This is a genomic window from Micromonospora sp. B9E7 (genome assembly GCF_039871815.1).
GTDB lineage: Bacteria > Actinomycetota > Actinomycetes > Mycobacteriales > Micromonosporaceae > Micromonospora.
This window is the reverse complement of sequence record NZ_JBDPLX010000007.1, coordinates 252,770-267,745: the sequence shown is the minus strand read 5'-3', so window position 1 is coordinate 267,745 and position 14,976 is coordinate 252,770. Positions and strand designations below refer to the sequence as shown.

The window sequence follows — 14,976 nt, the reverse complement described above, 5'->3', positions numbered from 1 at the left end:
GGCTTGCCCTCGGCCTACCTCCCACGGCCAGCGAGATGCCAGCCCGGAGCCCTCAGCCGGTCGCTAAGCGCGCGGGGCCATGTCAGCCCGGCGAGCGGCCACCAAGCCAAGAGTCGCAGCCCCAGGAGAGCCCTGAGAGGCAAGATCGACCTGCCCACCATCTGCCCACAACCAGTCGTCACGGGTTGGACTCAGCCGGACTCGGCTAGATCAACGACAACGGCCCCCGATCAGCATCTCTGCTGGTCAGGGGCCGTGTCTGCACCTGGTGGCGGGTAGAGGATTCGAACCTCTGAAGCTTTCGCGACGGATTTACAGTCCGCTCCCATTGGCCGCTCGGGCAACCCGCCAGGGCACCCCACCGCGTCGTAACGCGGCGGCGGAAGCAAGGATAGCGGCTCACCCCGGCACCCCCGCAACCGGGTACGGTCAGGGGGTCGTGCCGCTGGTCGGCGGCCGACGGCAGGCCCAGACCGCCGGACAGCAGGAGCAGAAACATGGCAGCGAACCCGTCGTTCGACATCGTGAGCAAGGTTGACCGCCAGGAGGTCGACAACGCCCTTCGACAGGCGGAGAAGGAGCTTGCGACGCGGTTCGACTTCCGCGGCACCGGCGCCGAGATCTCCTGGTCCGGCGAGGAGGCGATCGGTCTTCAGGCGGAGACCGAGGAGCGTGTTCGTGCCGCGCTGGACGTGTTCAAGGAGAAGTTGGTCAAGCGGAACATTTCGCTGAAGTCGCTGGACGCCGGTGAGCCGCGCCCGTCGGGCAAGATCTTCAAGATCGACTGCAAGGTGATCCAGGGCATCGAGACGGACAAGGCCAAGGCGATCAGCAAGAAGATCCGCGACGAGGGCCCCAAGGGCGTGCAGGCGCAGATCCAGGGCGACCAGCTGCGGGTGACCGGCAAGAAGCGGGACGACCTCCAGGCGGTCATCGCGCTGCTCAAGGGCGAGGACTTCGGCGTAGCCCTCCAGTTCAACAACTACCGGTAGGTCGGGGACCACCAGCCTGTCAAACGGATCATCGCCTGGGCACGCATCGTCACTTCTAGTCGTCGTTGGTCGGCCGCGATCGGCCTACGACGGCCTGATGACGGGCCGGACCACACCGCGTCCCCGACGCGGCATCGGCGTGGGCTCCACTCTGGCAACGTTGCCTGGATGACCGCCCAGACACACTGGCAGGCGTGGCATGAGCCCTACGCCGATGAGAACTCCTCGCTGTCGCGTCGACTGCGCCTGGTTCAGCAGCACATTGCCTCGTGGCTTGAGCAGCGCTCCGACGAGCGGCTGACCGCGGTGAGCGTGTGCGCGGGCCAGGGCCATGACCTCATCGGCGTCCTCGCCTCGAGGCCGGATGCTCGGCGCGTACACGGGACCCTGCTTGAGTACGACGCGGGCAATGTGGCGGCTGCTCAGGCAGCCGCCGATCAGGCTGGGCTCTCCAACATCGTGATCAGACAGGCAGACGCAGGCCAGCTATCTTCGTACGCGGGGACGGTTCCCGCCGACCTGGTGCTCATGGTTGGGGTCTTCGGCAACATCTCGGACGCCGACGTGGAGCGAACCGTTGCCGCCCTACCCCAGATCTGCGCTGGGGGCGCCACCGTGATCTGGACCCGGGCGCGGCGCGACCCGGACCTGACCCCAGCCGTACGGGAGTGGTTTCGGGATGCCGGCTTCGTGGAGCAGGCGTTCCACGCTCCGGACGGCGTTCGATTCTCTGTCGGCGTTCACCGGTTCGAAAGCCGTCCGCAGCCCCTGGACCCTGCGGGAATCCTCTTCACGTTCCTGCATTGACGCCGGCTGGTCGCTGCCCGTCCCCTGCCAGCCAACCGCCCCTTCTAATTGAAGCGGAACCAAGAGCCGCTGTCCCCCTACCAGCGGCAGTGGTGCTCGCCCGCCTACTCAGAGGGCGGCTGGGGCTGCCACCGTTGATCGGTTGGGCGAGGAGGCCCTGCCAAGGTGGCAGCGAGATAGGCGTTGCGGCGTGCGACGAGGCGTTGCAGGTATGGCCGCAGGATGAGGCTTGCCACGAGGCGACCAACGGATCCCATCGGTGCGGTGAAGTCGATGACATCGCGCATGACGGTTGCCGAGGAGTTGGCCGGGTTCTTGGTGAATGTGTGCTCGTGGTGCCATCGGCCAAACGGTCCACTGACCTGCTCGTCCGTGAAGCCGTGCGGCCGCCGGTAGTCAGAGATCCGAACGGTCATCCGCCAGGGGAGGCCGAAGTGCCTCGCTTCCCACATGACGGCATCCCCGGCCTTCAACCGGCCGGACGTTACGCCGCCGACCGCCCGTTCGGCGCTAGCTCCCATGGACTCGGTATGCATGTCAACGTCAAGGCAGGCGTCGAAGACGGTTTCGGGGACCGCCTGAACGTCCGTGGTCAGCTCGATGCGCGGCACGCAGCCAACGTAAGCCCCAGGCCGCGACCACGGAGCAGCAGGATGACCGCTAAGCGGCAGATCGGGTCACCGACCGCCAGGCGTCGAAGGCCCAACCGAGGTCGGCCGGGTGTGTGTTGGTGAAAATCGTCTCCAGATAGGTTCGATCGACGAAGCTGTAACCGTAGAGGGTGGAATTGACGTCCCGCTCGTGGTGGTAGACCCAGGCGGCACGATGACCGATCCCGTCGCGGCCTCCCTCACCCAGCTTGCTCGTGGGGTTGGGCGGCAGTTCGGCGTCGAGCGAGGCGATGATGTCGGCCCCGTCGGCGCACCGCCAGGAAGTGCCTGGCACGACCAGCATCGTGCGGCCGGGCGCACACCAGATGGTGCCGCCGTCTTCGGCGCGCTCCGGCGTCCAGTCACCGTGGAGATCGATCGACCAACCGTCGCCCAGAGACCGCCGCACCCTCCAAGTCTGACGCTGGGGACTGCCAGCACGCTGGAAGGTGGGGTCGACGGCAGCAGTCCACCCGTTTCCTAGCAGGCCGGCAGTGGCGCCGAGGCACTCACATAGCCCGCCGGCAGCCACCTGTCTTCGGTGAGCTTCAGCCAAGCCGTCGAGCTGGTGGGCCGGTCGCCGTGCGGGGTGTCCCTGATCGTCCGCCCAGCCAACTCCACGCAACGGACGCCCACCTGCTCGCCCTCGACGTAGAGCCAAACCTCGGTATATTGCCCACCTTGATATGGGCTTTCGTAGGCCCTCACACCGACGTTCTGTCGCGTCTCGGTGTCCCAGGTATTGACGACTCGGGCCATCACCAGCGCGGCAACAGACCGTGGAAGTTGCGGTGCCGGCTCTTGGCCTCTGATGGTCAGATAGGTGCCGACACCCGTTCCCGCTACGCCGCAACTCCCGGCGACGAGGGCACCCACCAGCGCACTCACTGCGGATAGGCGAGCGGCCCGCATGGTGGCACGCCCCTGGATGCGGGCGGCCTCGATTGATGCATCCGCAGCAGACAGGGTTGCCCGTGCGGCCTCGTTCTTGGCCCGGCGTCTGGACACCGTTCCACTGTAGAGATCGGAAGCGAGCTGCCATCGGGGCGGCTGACGGCCCGCGTCGGGTCATCACACCGGCTCGACGCAGAGCGCCGCCTCAGTAGGCGACGCTGTACCAGTGCTCGGTCTCGCCGGGCAGCCGCACCAACCGCACCTTGGTGCCGCCCGGGTGGTCGAACATGCGCACCCCGTCGCCGAGCAGCACCGGGGCGAAGAACATGAGGACCTCGTCCAGCAGCCCGGCCTCGATGCACTGCTTGGCCACGTTCGCGCCGAGGATGTTGACGTACTTGTCCCCGGCGGCCTCCTTGGCCTGCGCGACGGCGGTGTGCAGGTCACCCACGAACGTGACGTCCGCGGGTGGCTCGGCCGGCGGTCGGTGGGTGAGGACGAACACCGGCCCGTGGTACTGGCCGCCGAACGCGCCTTCGCTGTCGGTGCCGCGGTTCGGGTCGTCGCCGCCGAAGGTGCCGTTGCCGGCCAGGATCGCGCCGACGCTGTGCAGTAGGCGCTCCGCGGTCGGGTTCTCGCCCCCGACGTAGTCCGTCAGCCATGACATGTCGCCACCTGGGCCGGCGATGTAGCCGTCGAGCGACGCCGTCGCCGAATAGAGAACCTTGGCCATGAGCCCAGGGTAGGCGGCGAAACACGGGTTCCTCGAAGTCGGGGTGTCCGCGGCGCAGGGACACCCCGACTTCAAGGAACCCGAGTGGATCGAGGACCGGCGCGGACGGGGAAAGAGCAGGTCAGGCGGGGACGGGCTGTTCGGCGCGTACCGCTGTGGTTTCCGCGCGGGCGATAGGCCCGGCGGGGAGCGCGGCGACCCCGGCCGCGACGGCGACCGCCGCTCCGGCGAACAGGAACGCCCAGCGGACGCCGCCGGCGTGGTCCACGATCAGGCCGGCCACCGAGCCACCGGCCGCGCTCGACGCGACCGCCACGGTGACGACCCAGGTGTACGCCTCGTTCAGCATGCCGGCGGGGGCGATCCGGCCGACCAGGGTGTTCTCCAGGGTCAGCGCGGGCGCGATGGTGGCTCCGCCGACGACGAGCGCGACTCCCAGGGCCAGCGGGGTGGGCATCACCGAGAACACCGCGAAGGTGCCGGCGAGGGCGGCAAGGAGCAGGGCGAACTGGCGGGTCATGTTCGGTGCCGGTTTGCGGACGCCGAACCAGACCCCGCCGGCGGCGCTGCCGAGCCCCCAGACCGCGAGGAGAAGGCCGGCAAGGCTCTCCGGGTCGTCGGTGGTGTGGCCGCTCGCGTACGCCGGGACGATCACCCCGGCGGCGCCGAACGCGATGCCCAGCCCGGCAACGCAGACCAGCAGGGCCGGGAATCCGGCGACCCGCAGCGGCCCGAGGCCTCTGGCGTGGTGCTCCTTGGCGTGCGGACGCCAGCCACGCATGACCCGGCCGAGGGCCACGGCGGTGGTGCCGACCAGGGTGACGACGGCTGCGCCGATCAGTGCGGCTGCCGCGTCGGCGACCAGGACGAAGCCGGCGACGAGCAGCGGGCCGAGCACGAAGACGATTTCGAAGAGCGTGGTCTCGGCGGCCAGTGCGGTGTTGCGCAGGGGGTACCGGCCGGAGGTGGGCCCGGTCAGGTCGTTCCAGGCGCCTCGGATGGCGGCGGTGAGCGGCGGGTACGTGGCACCGGCCACGCCGCTGGCGAGGTAGATGGCGGGTAGTGCGTCGTCGCCCGAGCGGCTGGCCAGCAGCAGGCCAGTGAGCGCCAGGGGGTGGGCCACGGCGGTGACCAGTAGGACGGGGCTGGGGCCGACCCGGTCGGCGATCCGCCCGGCTATCGGGCTGAGCGCGGCACCGGCGACGGCGTAGATCCCGCCTGCCACGGCGGCCAACGAGTATCGCCCGGTCACCTGCTCGACCACCAGGAGCAGCGCCAGCGGGGTCATGCCGATCCCGAGCCGCCCGATGATGCCGGTGACCAGCAGCATCGGCGCGCCGGGGATTCGCCAGACTCCCAGGTACTGACGCAGCGCGGTCACCGTGAACCTCCCGAGGATGTAATGAGCGTAAGCGGTTATGACCCTAACGCCGCCGTCCAGCCGGTAGAAACCGAGATACAGCACTCCGCCCGTACCCGGGGCGACCGGGTACGGGCGGAGGCGGTGAATCAGCGGGTCAGCGCTGGAACTGCACCGGCCCCGAGTTGCGGGCCATCTGCTCCAGCCGGGCGACCCGGTCCTCCATCTTCGGGTGCGTGGCGAACAGCGCCGCCACGCCACCGCCCCGGAACGGGTTGGCGATCATCAGGTGCGCGGTGCTGGTGAGCTGGCCCTGGGCCGGCAACGGCCGACGCCGGGCCACCGCATCGATCTTGCGCAGCGCGCTGGCCAGCGCGAGCGGGTCGCGGCTCAGCTCGGCGCCCGAGGCGTCCGCCTGGAACTCACGGCTCCGGCTGATCGCCAACTGGATCACGGTCGCCGCGATCGGGCCCAGGATCAGGGTCAGCAGCAGGACGGCCGGGTTCGGCCGGTCCTCGTCGTCCCCACCGCCGATCGGGATGAAGAAGGCGAGGTTCGCCAGCAGGGTGATGATGCTGGCCAGGCCCGCCGCCACGCTGGAGATCAGGATGTCCCGGTTGTAGACGTGGGACAGCTCGTGCCCGATCACGCCGCGCAGCTCGCGGTAGTCGAGGATCTCGGTGATGCCCTGGGTCACGCAGACCGCCGCGTGCTGCGGGTTTCGACCCGTGGCGAACGCGTTGGGCTGTGCGGTCGGGCTCACGTAGAGCCGGGGCATCGGCTGCCGGGCGTCGGCCGCCAGCTCCCGCACCATCCGGTACAGCTCGGGGAACTGTGCCTCGGTGACCGGTTGCGCCCCCATCGAGCGCAGCGCGAGCTTGTCGGAGTAGAAGTAGGAAACGCCGTTCATGACCAGCGAGACGACGACAGCGATGACCAGGCCACCACTGCCACCGAACCAGTAGCCCACCGCGAGGATCAGGGCGCTGAGCAGGCCAAGCAGCGCTGCGGTCTTCAGACGGTTGTGGTGCACGATCTCTCCTTCGGTGCACGGATCGCCGGGATCCGCTGACCGGTGCAACAACCCGGTACCCGCCAACCATCCGTTACAACGCTGAGAGTTGACTGAGACTGCGCCGCAGGTCAGGTCAGGTCAGCGGCCGGCCAGGTCGAGCACCAACTGCGGGGCGACGCCGAGCACCACGGCGGCCACCGTCGCCACCGCCAGCACCACGGCCACCACACCCACCACCGGTACGGCAGCGGCGCCGCCGCCACTCGGGGTGGCAGGAGATGTCGGCGCCCAGAGCGCGGCGGTCACCCGCAGGTAGTAGGCGAGCCCGATCACGGCGTTCAAGGCCACCACCAGCGCCAGCCAGGCCGCTCCACCATCCAGCAGCGCCCGGACCACTGTCACCTTCGCGAACAGGCCGGCGAGCCCCGGCGGCAGGCCGGCCAGGCCCACCAGCGCGAGACCGAGCGCCGCGGCCCGCCAGGGATGCCGGCGGGCCGCCCCGCGGAGGTCGTCCAGCGTGCCACCGTCCGCACCGGCCGGGCGCAGCGCGGTCACCCCGGCGAACGCGGCCAGCTCCAACACCACGAAGAAGACGGCGTACGCCACCGCGGCGGCGTACGCGGCGGAGCGGGCGTCGTCCGTGCGGCCGGCTGCCAGCGCCAACGCCCCCAGCGGGGCGAGGATGTAGCCGGCCTGCGCGACGGACGACCAGGCCAGCAGCCGGACGGTACGCCGCTGGCGCAGCGCGACCAGGTTGCCGACGGTCATGGTGAGCACCGCGAGCAGAGCGAGAACCGGGCCGGTCTGGTCCGCCGGCAGCGCCCGTTGCACCACGGCGAGCAGGGCGACCAGGCCGCCCAGTTTCGAGGCGGTGGACAGGTACGCGGCCACCGGCAGCGGCGCGCCGTCGTAGGTGGCCGGCGCCCAGGCGTGGAACGGCACCGCCGCCACCTTGAAGGCCAGCCCGACCAGCAGCACCGCCACCGCGGCGGTGGTCAGCGGCAGGTCCCGCAGCTCCGGCTGCTCGGCGAGCAACGTGCCGAGCCGGTCCAGGTGCAGCCCACCGGTCACCGCGTACAGCAGGGCCGCGCCGAGCAAGGTCAGCGTGGTCGCCACCACGCTGACCACGAAGAACGTCACCGCCGCCTCGGCGCTGGCGAGACTGCCCCGACGCAGGCCCACCAGCACGTACAGCGGCAGGGTCAGCGTCTCCAGGGCGACGATCAGGGTGATCAGGTCACCGGCCGCGCCGAGCACCACGCCGCCGGTCATCGAGCAGGCCAGCAGGAAGCAGTACTCCCCCACCGGCGACCGCCCGGCCCGCAGCGCGGGCACGGACAGCCCGAGCACCCCCAGGGTGAGCAGTGCCACCACCACGCCGACCAGGGCGGCACGGCCGCCGAAGATCCAGGAGCAGTCGACGCCGACGCAGAAGGTCCGCCGGTCACCACCCGTGCCGACCACCGCCGAACCGACGGCGGTGCCGAGCGCGCCCAGCGCGGCCACCACGATGGTGGCCCGTGGCCGGGCCAGGAGCAGGTCGGTGAGGAGCACGAGCACGGCGGTGCCGGCGGCCAGGTAGGCCGGCAGCAGCGCGACGCTGTCCACGCTCTGCACACCAGTCATGGTTTGACCACCCCGATCAGGGCGTCGACGGGGGCCTCGGCGACGCCGAGGACCAGCGCCGGGGCCAGCCCGATGGCCAACGCGAGCAGCACCAACGGCACCCACGCGGTCAGCTCCGCACCGGCCAGGCCGGGGCCGACCTGCCCGACGGCGGGGCTCGGACCGTTGTGGGTGACCTGGCGCAGCAACCGCAGGAAGTACGCGGCGGTGAGCGCCCCGCCGATCGCGGCCAGCACCCCGAGCGTGGTCCAGAGCGGGCCGCCCACCTGGACGGCGGCGATCACCGCGAACGCCTCGCCCCAGAAGCCGGCCAGCCCGGGCAGGCCCAGCGACGCGATCGCCGCGAACGCGAGCAGACCCGCCAACCGGGGCGCGGTCTCCCGCAGCCCGGACAACTCGGCGAGGGTGCCCGTGCCGGTACGGTCCTTCACCGCCCCGGCCAGGAAGAACAGCAGGCCGGTGATCACACCGTGCGCGACGTTGCCGATCAGCGCCGCCTGGATACCGGTGGCGGTCAGCGTGGCGACGCCCAGCAGCACGAAGCCCATGTGCCCCACGCTGGAGTACGCGATGAGCCGCTTCACCTCCGACTGGGCCAGGCAGACCAGCGAACCGACGAGGATCGCGGCCACGGCCAGCACCCCGAGCACCGGCGCCGCCCAGCGCGCGCCCTCCGGCGCCACCCCCACCGCGACCCGGATCAGGCCGTACGTGCCCATCTTGAGCAGCACCCCGGCCAGCACGACACTGCCCACCGTGGGTGCCTGGGTGTGCGCGTCGGGCAGCCAGGAGTGCAACGGCCACAGCGGGCTCTTCACCGCGAACGCCAGCGCCAGCAGGGTGAACGCGGCCAACTGGGTGCCCCGGGACATCCCGGCCCCACCGGTCAGCGTCACCAGGTCGGCGGTGCCGGCGGCGGCGACCACCACGTACACGCCGACCAGCAGCAGCACCGAGCCGAACAGGGTGTAGAGGGCGAACTTCCGAGCCGCCCGGCGGCGGTCCGCGCCACCCCAGCCGGCGATGATCGCGTACATCGGCAGCAGGACGACCTCGAAGAAGAGGAAGAACAGCACCAGGTCCAGGGCGAGGAAGGTGCCCAGGATGCCCACCTCGACCACCAGCAGCAGCGCGACCAGGGCCCGGCCGCTGCCGCCGCCGGGCACCCGCCACATCGTGTACGCGCAGCAGAGCAACGTGAGCAGCGCGGTCAACACCACCAGCGGCCAGGAGATGCCGTCGACACCGAGGTGGAAGCGCAACTCCAGACCGGGCACCCAGGGCAGGTCCAGTTGGTGCCACGGGCGCACCGCCGGGGCGCCGGCCGACCAGGCGACCCAGCCTCGACCGCCGAACACCAGCGGCACCGCGGCCAGCAGGGTCAGCGCCGCCGCGACCATGCCGACCAGCCGGGCCGCCCGGTCCCGGGGCGTCGCCGCCACCGCTACCGCGCCGAGCGCCGGCACCGCCAGGACGGCGACCAGCAACACCTGCCCGAAGGTCATAGGGTCACTCCGATCACGGCTGCGGCCAGGCCGATCAGCAGCGCGCCGGCCAGCACGCCGGCGGCGGCCCGGGGCAGCGCCGCCCGGTGCAGCACGGCCAACCCCGCCCCCAGCGCGGACGCAGCCCGGCCGCTGCCCTCGACCGCGCCGTCCACCACCACCTCGTCGGTCGTGCGCGCGGCGCGGGCAAGCGCCCGGACGGGGCGTACGACAACTGTGTGCTGGACGTCGTCGAGCCGGAACGCGCGGGCGAAGACCGGCCGCAGCGGACCCAGCGCGACCGCCGGGTCGGCGGTCGGGTCCCGACGCCAGCCCAGCGTGACCAGCACCGCGCCGACCAGCAGCAACGCGAGCGGCAGCAGCACCCCCGGCCCGAGGTGGACCAGACCGTCCTCGGAGCCGGCCACCGGCACGGTCGGGAAGCGCAGGCGGTCGGCGAACACCCCGACGAATCCGGCCAGACCGAGCAGCGCGGCCGGCACGGCCAGCAGCAGCACCGGCCAGCGCAGCACCGCCGGTGGGTCGTGCGGTCGGACCAGCGGCAGGCGGGGTGCGCCGAAGAAGGCGCGCAGCAGCAGGCGACCGGCGTACCAGGCGGTGATCGCCACGCCGAGCAGACCGGCCATCCACACCAGCCAGCCCACCCAGGACGGCGCCGGGCCGGTGCCCTCCAGCGCGGCGGCCTCGGCCACCGTCAATACGCCGTCCTTGCTCCAGAAGCCGGCGAACGGCGGCACCCCGGCCAGTGCGCCCAAGCCCACCACCGTGCACCAGAACGTGACCGGCATGCTCCGCCGCAGCCCGCCCATCTCCGACATCAGGGTGGTGCCGACCGCGTGGATCACCGCGCCGGCGGCGAGGAACAGCAACGCCTTGAACGCGGCATGGGTGAGCAGGTGGAACAGCGCCGCCGACGGGGAGCCGACGGCCAGCGCACCGGTCATGTAGCCCAGCTGGGACACCGTCGACCAGGCCAGCACACGCTTGATGTCGTCCTGCGCGGTGGCAGCGAGCGCGCCGAGCAGCAGGGTGATCGCGCCGACCACCCCGAGCACTGTCAGCGTCACCGGGGCGGCCGTGAACAGCGGGTAGAGGCGGGCCACGGCGTACACCCCGGCGGCGACCATCGTCGCGGCGTGGATCAACGCGGAGATCGGCGTGGGGCCGGCCATCGCGTCCGGCAGCCAGGTGTGCAGCGGGAACTGCGCGCTCTTACCGGCGACCCCGGCGAGCAGCAGCAGACCAGCGGCGGTCAACGTCGCGCCGGAGTGGTCGTGGGCGAGCACGTCGGAGATCCGGAAGCTGCCCGTCGACACGCCCAGCAACGCGATGCCGAGCAGGAACCCGACGTCACCGACCCGGGTCACCAGGAACGCCTTCATCGCCGCGGCGGGAGCGCCGGGCAGTCGGCGGTCGTGGGCGATCAGCAGGTACGAGCAGAGGCCCATCACCTCCCAACCGACCAGCAGCATGATCAGGTCCCCGGCGACCACCACCAGCAGCATGGCGCCGGTGAAGAGGCTGATCTGGGCGGCGTACGGCGGGTAGCGGTGGTCGACGTCGATGTCGTCGTGCGGACCGCGCCGCAGGTAGCCGATCGAGTAGACCTGCACGGCCAGGGCGACCGCGGTGACCGCCACCGCGACCAGCGCGGCGGCACCGTCCAGTCGTACGCCGAGGGTCACCATCAGACCGCCGACGTCGACCCAGGTGGTCGACGTCTCGGTAGGCCCGTCGACAGTCAGCAGCAGCGCGACGGCCAGCGCCAACGCTCCGGCCGCACCGGCCACGCCGAGGGTCACGGCCGCCGTCCGGGCCCGGCCACCGCCGGTCGTGTCGTCGTGGCGGGGGGCCGGCGGCAGCAACAGGCCGGCCAGGCCGGCGGCGAGCGGGACGGCGGGCAGCAACGCCCCGAGCAGCGCGGTCACCGGCTCGCCCCCGTGTCCAGGACGGCCGGCTCGCGCCCGTCGGCGGTCTGTGCCGGCTCGGTCAGTGGCACGTCATCGACCGCCACGGTGGCCCGCAGCCGGTAGAGCTGCAGCACGATCGCCAACCCCACGCCGATCTCGGCGGCGGCGAGGACGATGACGAACAGCGCGAAGACCTGCCCCGAGTGCGGCAGCACGGCGCGGGCGGTGGTGTCCGCGGTGACCAGGATCAGGTTGACCGCGTTGAGCATCAACTCGACCGACATCAGCACCAGCACCGCGTTGCGTCGGCGCAGTACGCCGTAGACGCCGAGGCCGAACAGCAGCGCGGCGGTGACGTACGGGATGACCGGCCTCACCGGCGCCCCCCGGGCTCGACGCCGACCCGGCCACCCGACGCGGGCGTGTCATCGCGTCGCGGGGCGGGTCGGCCGATGTCCGGCCGGGACAGCACGATCGCCCCCACCAGCGCGGACAGCAGCAGCACGGAGAGCACCTCGAACGGCAGCACCCAGGATTGGAAGATCTGCTCCCCCAGCCGCTCGGCGGTGCCGGTGGCGGGCAACGCGACGCTGCTCCAGCGGTACGCGTCGACGAGCAGCACGGTCAGCCCCAGCCCGGCACCGCCGCCGATCAGGGCGGCCGGCCAGCCGGGCCGGTCCAGGTCGTCGGAGGCCCCGATCGGAGCCCGGGTCAGCATCACCGCGAACAACAGCAGGACCACCACCGCGCCCACGTAGATCAACACCTGCACCCAGGCCACCAACTCGGCGCTGAGCACCAGGAAGTCACCGGCCAACGCGCCCAGACACACCACCAGATAGAGGCCAGCCCGGACCAGGTGTTTCGTGGTCACCACCAGCACACCGGCACCGACCGCCACCGCGCCGAGGGCGAGCAGCAGCACGTCCGCCCCGGTCACCGGAGCGCCTCTCCGGCCCGGGCGGTCACGACGCGGGGTCCTGGTCGGCTTCGGGGCGTACCGCTGGAGGAGCCGGACGGGCGGCGGCGGCGGCCTTGCGCGCGGCGGCGGTCTCCTCCTTGGCCGGCTCCCCGTTGGGGTCGTGCGCGGGCGGTGGCGGCACGGTGGCCATCCACTGACCGAGGTGGTCCTTGTCGTGCAGCAGGTCCTTGATGTCGTACTCGGCGTACTCGAACTCCGGCGACCAGTAGAGCGCGTCGAACGGGCAGACCTCGATGCAGATGCCGCAGTACATGCAGAGCGAGAAGTCGATGTCGAACTTGTCGAGCACGTTGCGCTGGCGGGGGCGGGCGGCGCCGGGCACCGCCACCTCCTCCTTGTGCGAGTCGATGTAGATGCACCAGTCCGGACACTCGCGCGCGCAGAGCATGCAGACCGTGCAGTTCTCCTCCGACAACGCGATCACACCCCGCGAGCGGGGCGGCAGGTCGGGGGCGACGTCCGGGTACTGCTGGGTGGTCGACCGGCTGGTCATCGTCTTGAGGGTGACCGCCAACCCCTTCACCAGGCCCGCGCCGGGCAGGCCGCCGCGTTCGCTGGCGCCACCGTGCTCGCTGGGGTCGCTCATGTCGACCATCCTGCCCTGTGGCCCCGGCGCGCGCGACCACCACCCACAGGTCCACGGCGGTACCCGATCAATCTACCGATCAGCCGGATCACGCCCCGGGCCCGTTGACGACGGTCGGGGGCAGCATCTCGACGCCGAGTTGTTGCAGCAACTGGAACAACTCGGTGCAGCTCCACACCTCGACGATCCGGCCCGCCGCGTCGAAGCGCAGAAACGTCGCTCCGGAGTAGCTGACCACCTGACCGGTCGGCGGCACCGGCCCGAACTGCCCGACGTGGGTGCCGGCCGCCCGCCAGTGCACCGCCACCCGCTCGTCGGCCGCCACCACGTCCACGATCTTGTAGCGCAGGTCCGGGAAGGCCGCCCGGCGCTCCCGGTGCCAGGCCAACGTCGCCTCCGGCCCGGTGCCGCCCAGCCCCGGGCACTCCTCGGCGACCAACTCGTACGCCGCCTCCTCCCGACGCGCGTTCCACACGTCGGCGATGAACCGCCAGGCCGCCGCCTCCACATCCGTCATGCCGGCGAGGGTATCCGGGCTCACCGCGTCGACAGGTCGGAGATCGGTAAGGATGGGAGCAGGGCAGCAACAAGACCGGGAGGCTGACGTGGGCGAGGAAACAGGCGGCAAGTACGTCGAGCCGGGTGGCGAGTTCACCCGCGACCAGCGGTACATCGCCACTCGGATCACCAAGGACGGGCGCGACGGGTACCCGGTGGAGCCGGGCCGGTACCGGCTGGTGGTCAGTCGGGCCTGCCCGTGGGCCAACCGTCTGATCATCGTGCGACGGCTGCTCGGCCTGGAGGACGCCCTCTCGATGGGGGTGGCCGGCCCGACCCACGACGCCCGGAGCTGGACCTTCGACCTCGACCCGGACGGGCGGGACCCGGTGCTCGGCATCGAGCGCATCCAGGAGGCGTACTTCAAGCGCTTCCCCGGCTACGAGCGCGGCATCACCGTGCCGGCGATCGTGGACGTGCCGACCGGGCAGGTGGTGACCAACGACTACGCGCAGATGAGCCTCGACCTGTCGACGCAGTGGGTCGCGTACCACCGCGACGGCGCCCCGCAGCTCTATCCCGAACACCTACGGGCGCAGATCGACGAGGTCAACGACGTGGTGTTCCGGGACGTCAACAACGGCGTCTACCGGTGTGGTTTCGCGGGCAGCCAGGAGGCGTACGACAAGGCGTACCACCAGCTCTTCGACCGGCTGGACTGGCTGACCGAGCGACTGACCGACCAGCGTTACCTGGTCGGCGACACCATCACCGAGGCGGACGTGCGGCTGTTCACCACGCTGGTCCGCTTCGACCCGGTCTACCACGGTCACTTCAAGTGCAACCGGCAGAAGTTGAGCGAGATGCCGGTGCTGTGGGCGTACGCCCGGGATCTGTTCCAGACCCCCGGTCTCGGCGACACCATCGACTTCGACCACATCAAGCGGCACTACTACGAGGTGCACCGCGACATCAACCCGACCGGGATCGTGCCGCTCGGGCCCGACCTGTCGAACTGGCTCACCCCGCACGGCCGGGAGGCGCTGGGTGGCCGCCCCTTCGGCGACGGCACTCCGCCCCCGCCGCCGGTCGAGCCGGTCGACCCGGCGCACACCCCGCTGGGCTGAGCGGCTCTGTTCCAACGCCACGCCGGCACGCCTTTCCCGGCGCCGAGGTTTCTGGGTGCCGAGGTGGCCGGCGACGCTTTCGAGCTGAACCGTTTGTGACATCAGGTGTCATCTCGGCCGCGGTGGCGCCGGCCGGCCACCGATTCGTTTACGACATCAGCTCGAAAGCGTCTCCCGGCACCAGCTCGAAGCGCCCGCGCGGACCCAGCTCGACCGCGTCGCGCGGGCGGATACTCCGCCGGCACCCGAGCCGACCCCGAGGGGCCCCGAGGGGCCCCGAGGGGCCGCTGT

The 14,976-nt window shown here is 71.3% G+C and carries 16 protein-coding genes and 1 tRNA gene; 3 read left to right on the top strand and 14 right to left on the bottom strand.

Translation table 11 applies throughout. The features are described 5' to 3' along the window. Positions 1-266 precede the first annotated feature (266 nt). Positions 267-350 (bottom strand) — tRNA-Tyr (locus ABGB10_RS14610). 147 nt (positions 351-497) lie between these two features. Here ABGB10_RS14610 and ABGB10_RS14605 point away from each other — a divergent pair. Then, positions 498-992, top strand: coding sequence for a YajQ family cyclic di-GMP-binding protein (locus ABGB10_RS14605; RefSeq protein ID WP_088987555.1), 495 nt, complete (start codon positions 498-500; stop codon positions 990-992). 168 nt (positions 993-1,160) lie between these two features. Then, a complete protein-coding gene (locus ABGB10_RS14600) occupies positions 1,161-1,799 on the top strand; it encodes a class I SAM-dependent methyltransferase (protein ID WP_347661407.1) in 639 nt (212 codons plus the stop codon). 104 nt (positions 1,800-1,903) lie between these two features. Here the strand turns inward: ABGB10_RS14600 and ABGB10_RS14595 are convergent, their stop codons facing one another. The 13 genes from ABGB10_RS14595 to ABGB10_RS14535 all read right to left on the bottom strand — a co-directional run bounded on the left by ABGB10_RS14595 (position 1,904) and on the right by ABGB10_RS14535 (position 13,577). Beyond that, on the bottom strand, positions 1,904-2,410 hold the full coding sequence (locus ABGB10_RS14595) for an SRPBCC family protein (RefSeq protein WP_347661406.1): 507 nt from the start codon (positions 2,408-2,410) through the stop codon (positions 1,904-1,906). 49 nt (positions 2,411-2,459) lie between these two features. Then, complete coding sequence (locus ABGB10_RS14590; protein ID WP_347661405.1) at positions 2,460-2,858, bottom strand: hypothetical protein; 399 nt, start codon at positions 2,856-2,858, stop codon at positions 2,460-2,462. 71 nt (positions 2,859-2,929) lie between these two features. Next, on the bottom strand, positions 2,930-3,457 hold the full coding sequence (locus ABGB10_RS14585) for a hypothetical protein (protein ID WP_347661404.1): 528 nt from the start codon (positions 3,455-3,457) through the stop codon (positions 2,930-2,932). A gap of 91 nt (positions 3,458-3,548) precedes the next feature. Then, positions 3,549-4,076, bottom strand: coding sequence for a dihydrofolate reductase family protein (locus ABGB10_RS14580; protein WP_347661403.1), 528 nt, complete (start codon positions 4,074-4,076; stop codon positions 3,549-3,551). Positions 4,077-4,197: 121 nt separating this feature from the next. Next, entirely contained in the window at positions 4,198-5,457 is a 1,260-nt protein-coding gene (locus tag ABGB10_RS14575; RefSeq protein WP_347661402.1) for an MFS transporter, read from the bottom strand. Positions 5,458-5,593: 136 nt separating this feature from the next. Beyond that, positions 5,594-6,469: a zinc metalloprotease HtpX gene (gene htpX, locus ABGB10_RS14570; protein ID WP_347661401.1), complete on the bottom strand. Its 876-nt coding sequence runs from the start codon at positions 6,467-6,469 to the stop codon at positions 5,594-5,596. Positions 6,470-6,589: 120 nt separating this feature from the next. Continuing rightward, entirely contained in the window at positions 6,590-8,077 is a 1,488-nt protein-coding gene (locus tag ABGB10_RS14565) for a proton-conducting transporter membrane subunit (RefSeq protein ID WP_347661400.1), read from the bottom strand. Continuing rightward, on the bottom strand, positions 8,074-9,582 hold the full coding sequence (locus ABGB10_RS14560; protein WP_347661399.1) for an NADH-quinone oxidoreductase subunit M: 1,509 nt from the start codon (positions 9,580-9,582) through the stop codon (positions 8,074-8,076). Before ABGB10_RS14560 ends, ABGB10_RS14565 begins: the two co-directional genes overlap by 4 nt. Further along, entirely contained in the window at positions 9,579-11,510 is a 1,932-nt protein-coding gene (locus ABGB10_RS14555) for an NADH-quinone oxidoreductase subunit L (RefSeq protein ID WP_347661398.1), read from the bottom strand. The genes ABGB10_RS14560 and ABGB10_RS14555 overlap by 4 nt, the downstream gene beginning before the upstream one ends. Beyond that, a complete protein-coding gene (gene nuoK, locus ABGB10_RS14550) occupies positions 11,507-11,869 on the bottom strand; it encodes an NADH-quinone oxidoreductase subunit NuoK (RefSeq protein WP_347661397.1) in 363 nt (120 codons plus the stop codon). Before nuoK ends, ABGB10_RS14555 begins: the two co-directional genes overlap by 4 nt. Then, a complete protein-coding gene (locus ABGB10_RS14545) occupies positions 11,866-12,432 on the bottom strand; it encodes an NADH-quinone oxidoreductase subunit J (protein ID WP_347661396.1) in 567 nt (188 codons plus the stop codon). The genes nuoK and ABGB10_RS14545 overlap by 4 nt, the downstream gene beginning before the upstream one ends. A gap of 25 nt (positions 12,433-12,457) precedes the next feature. Continuing rightward, on the bottom strand, positions 12,458-13,069 hold the full coding sequence (locus ABGB10_RS14540) for an NADH-quinone oxidoreductase subunit I (RefSeq protein ID WP_347661395.1): 612 nt from the start codon (positions 13,067-13,069) through the stop codon (positions 12,458-12,460). A 79-nt stretch (positions 13,070-13,148) separates the two neighbouring features. Continuing rightward, entirely contained in the window at positions 13,149-13,577 is a 429-nt protein-coding gene (locus ABGB10_RS14535) for an ester cyclase (protein WP_347661394.1), read from the bottom strand. Between the two features lie 52 nt (positions 13,578-13,629). On the opposite strand from ABGB10_RS14535, the gene ABGB10_RS14530 reads away from it, so the two are divergent. Beyond that, positions 13,630-14,685 (top strand): glutathione S-transferase C-terminal domain-containing protein, encoded by a 1,056-nt coding sequence (locus ABGB10_RS14530; protein WP_347661393.1) that lies wholly within the window; start codon positions 13,630-13,632, stop codon positions 14,683-14,685. Positions 14,686-14,976: the final 291 nt, after the last annotated feature.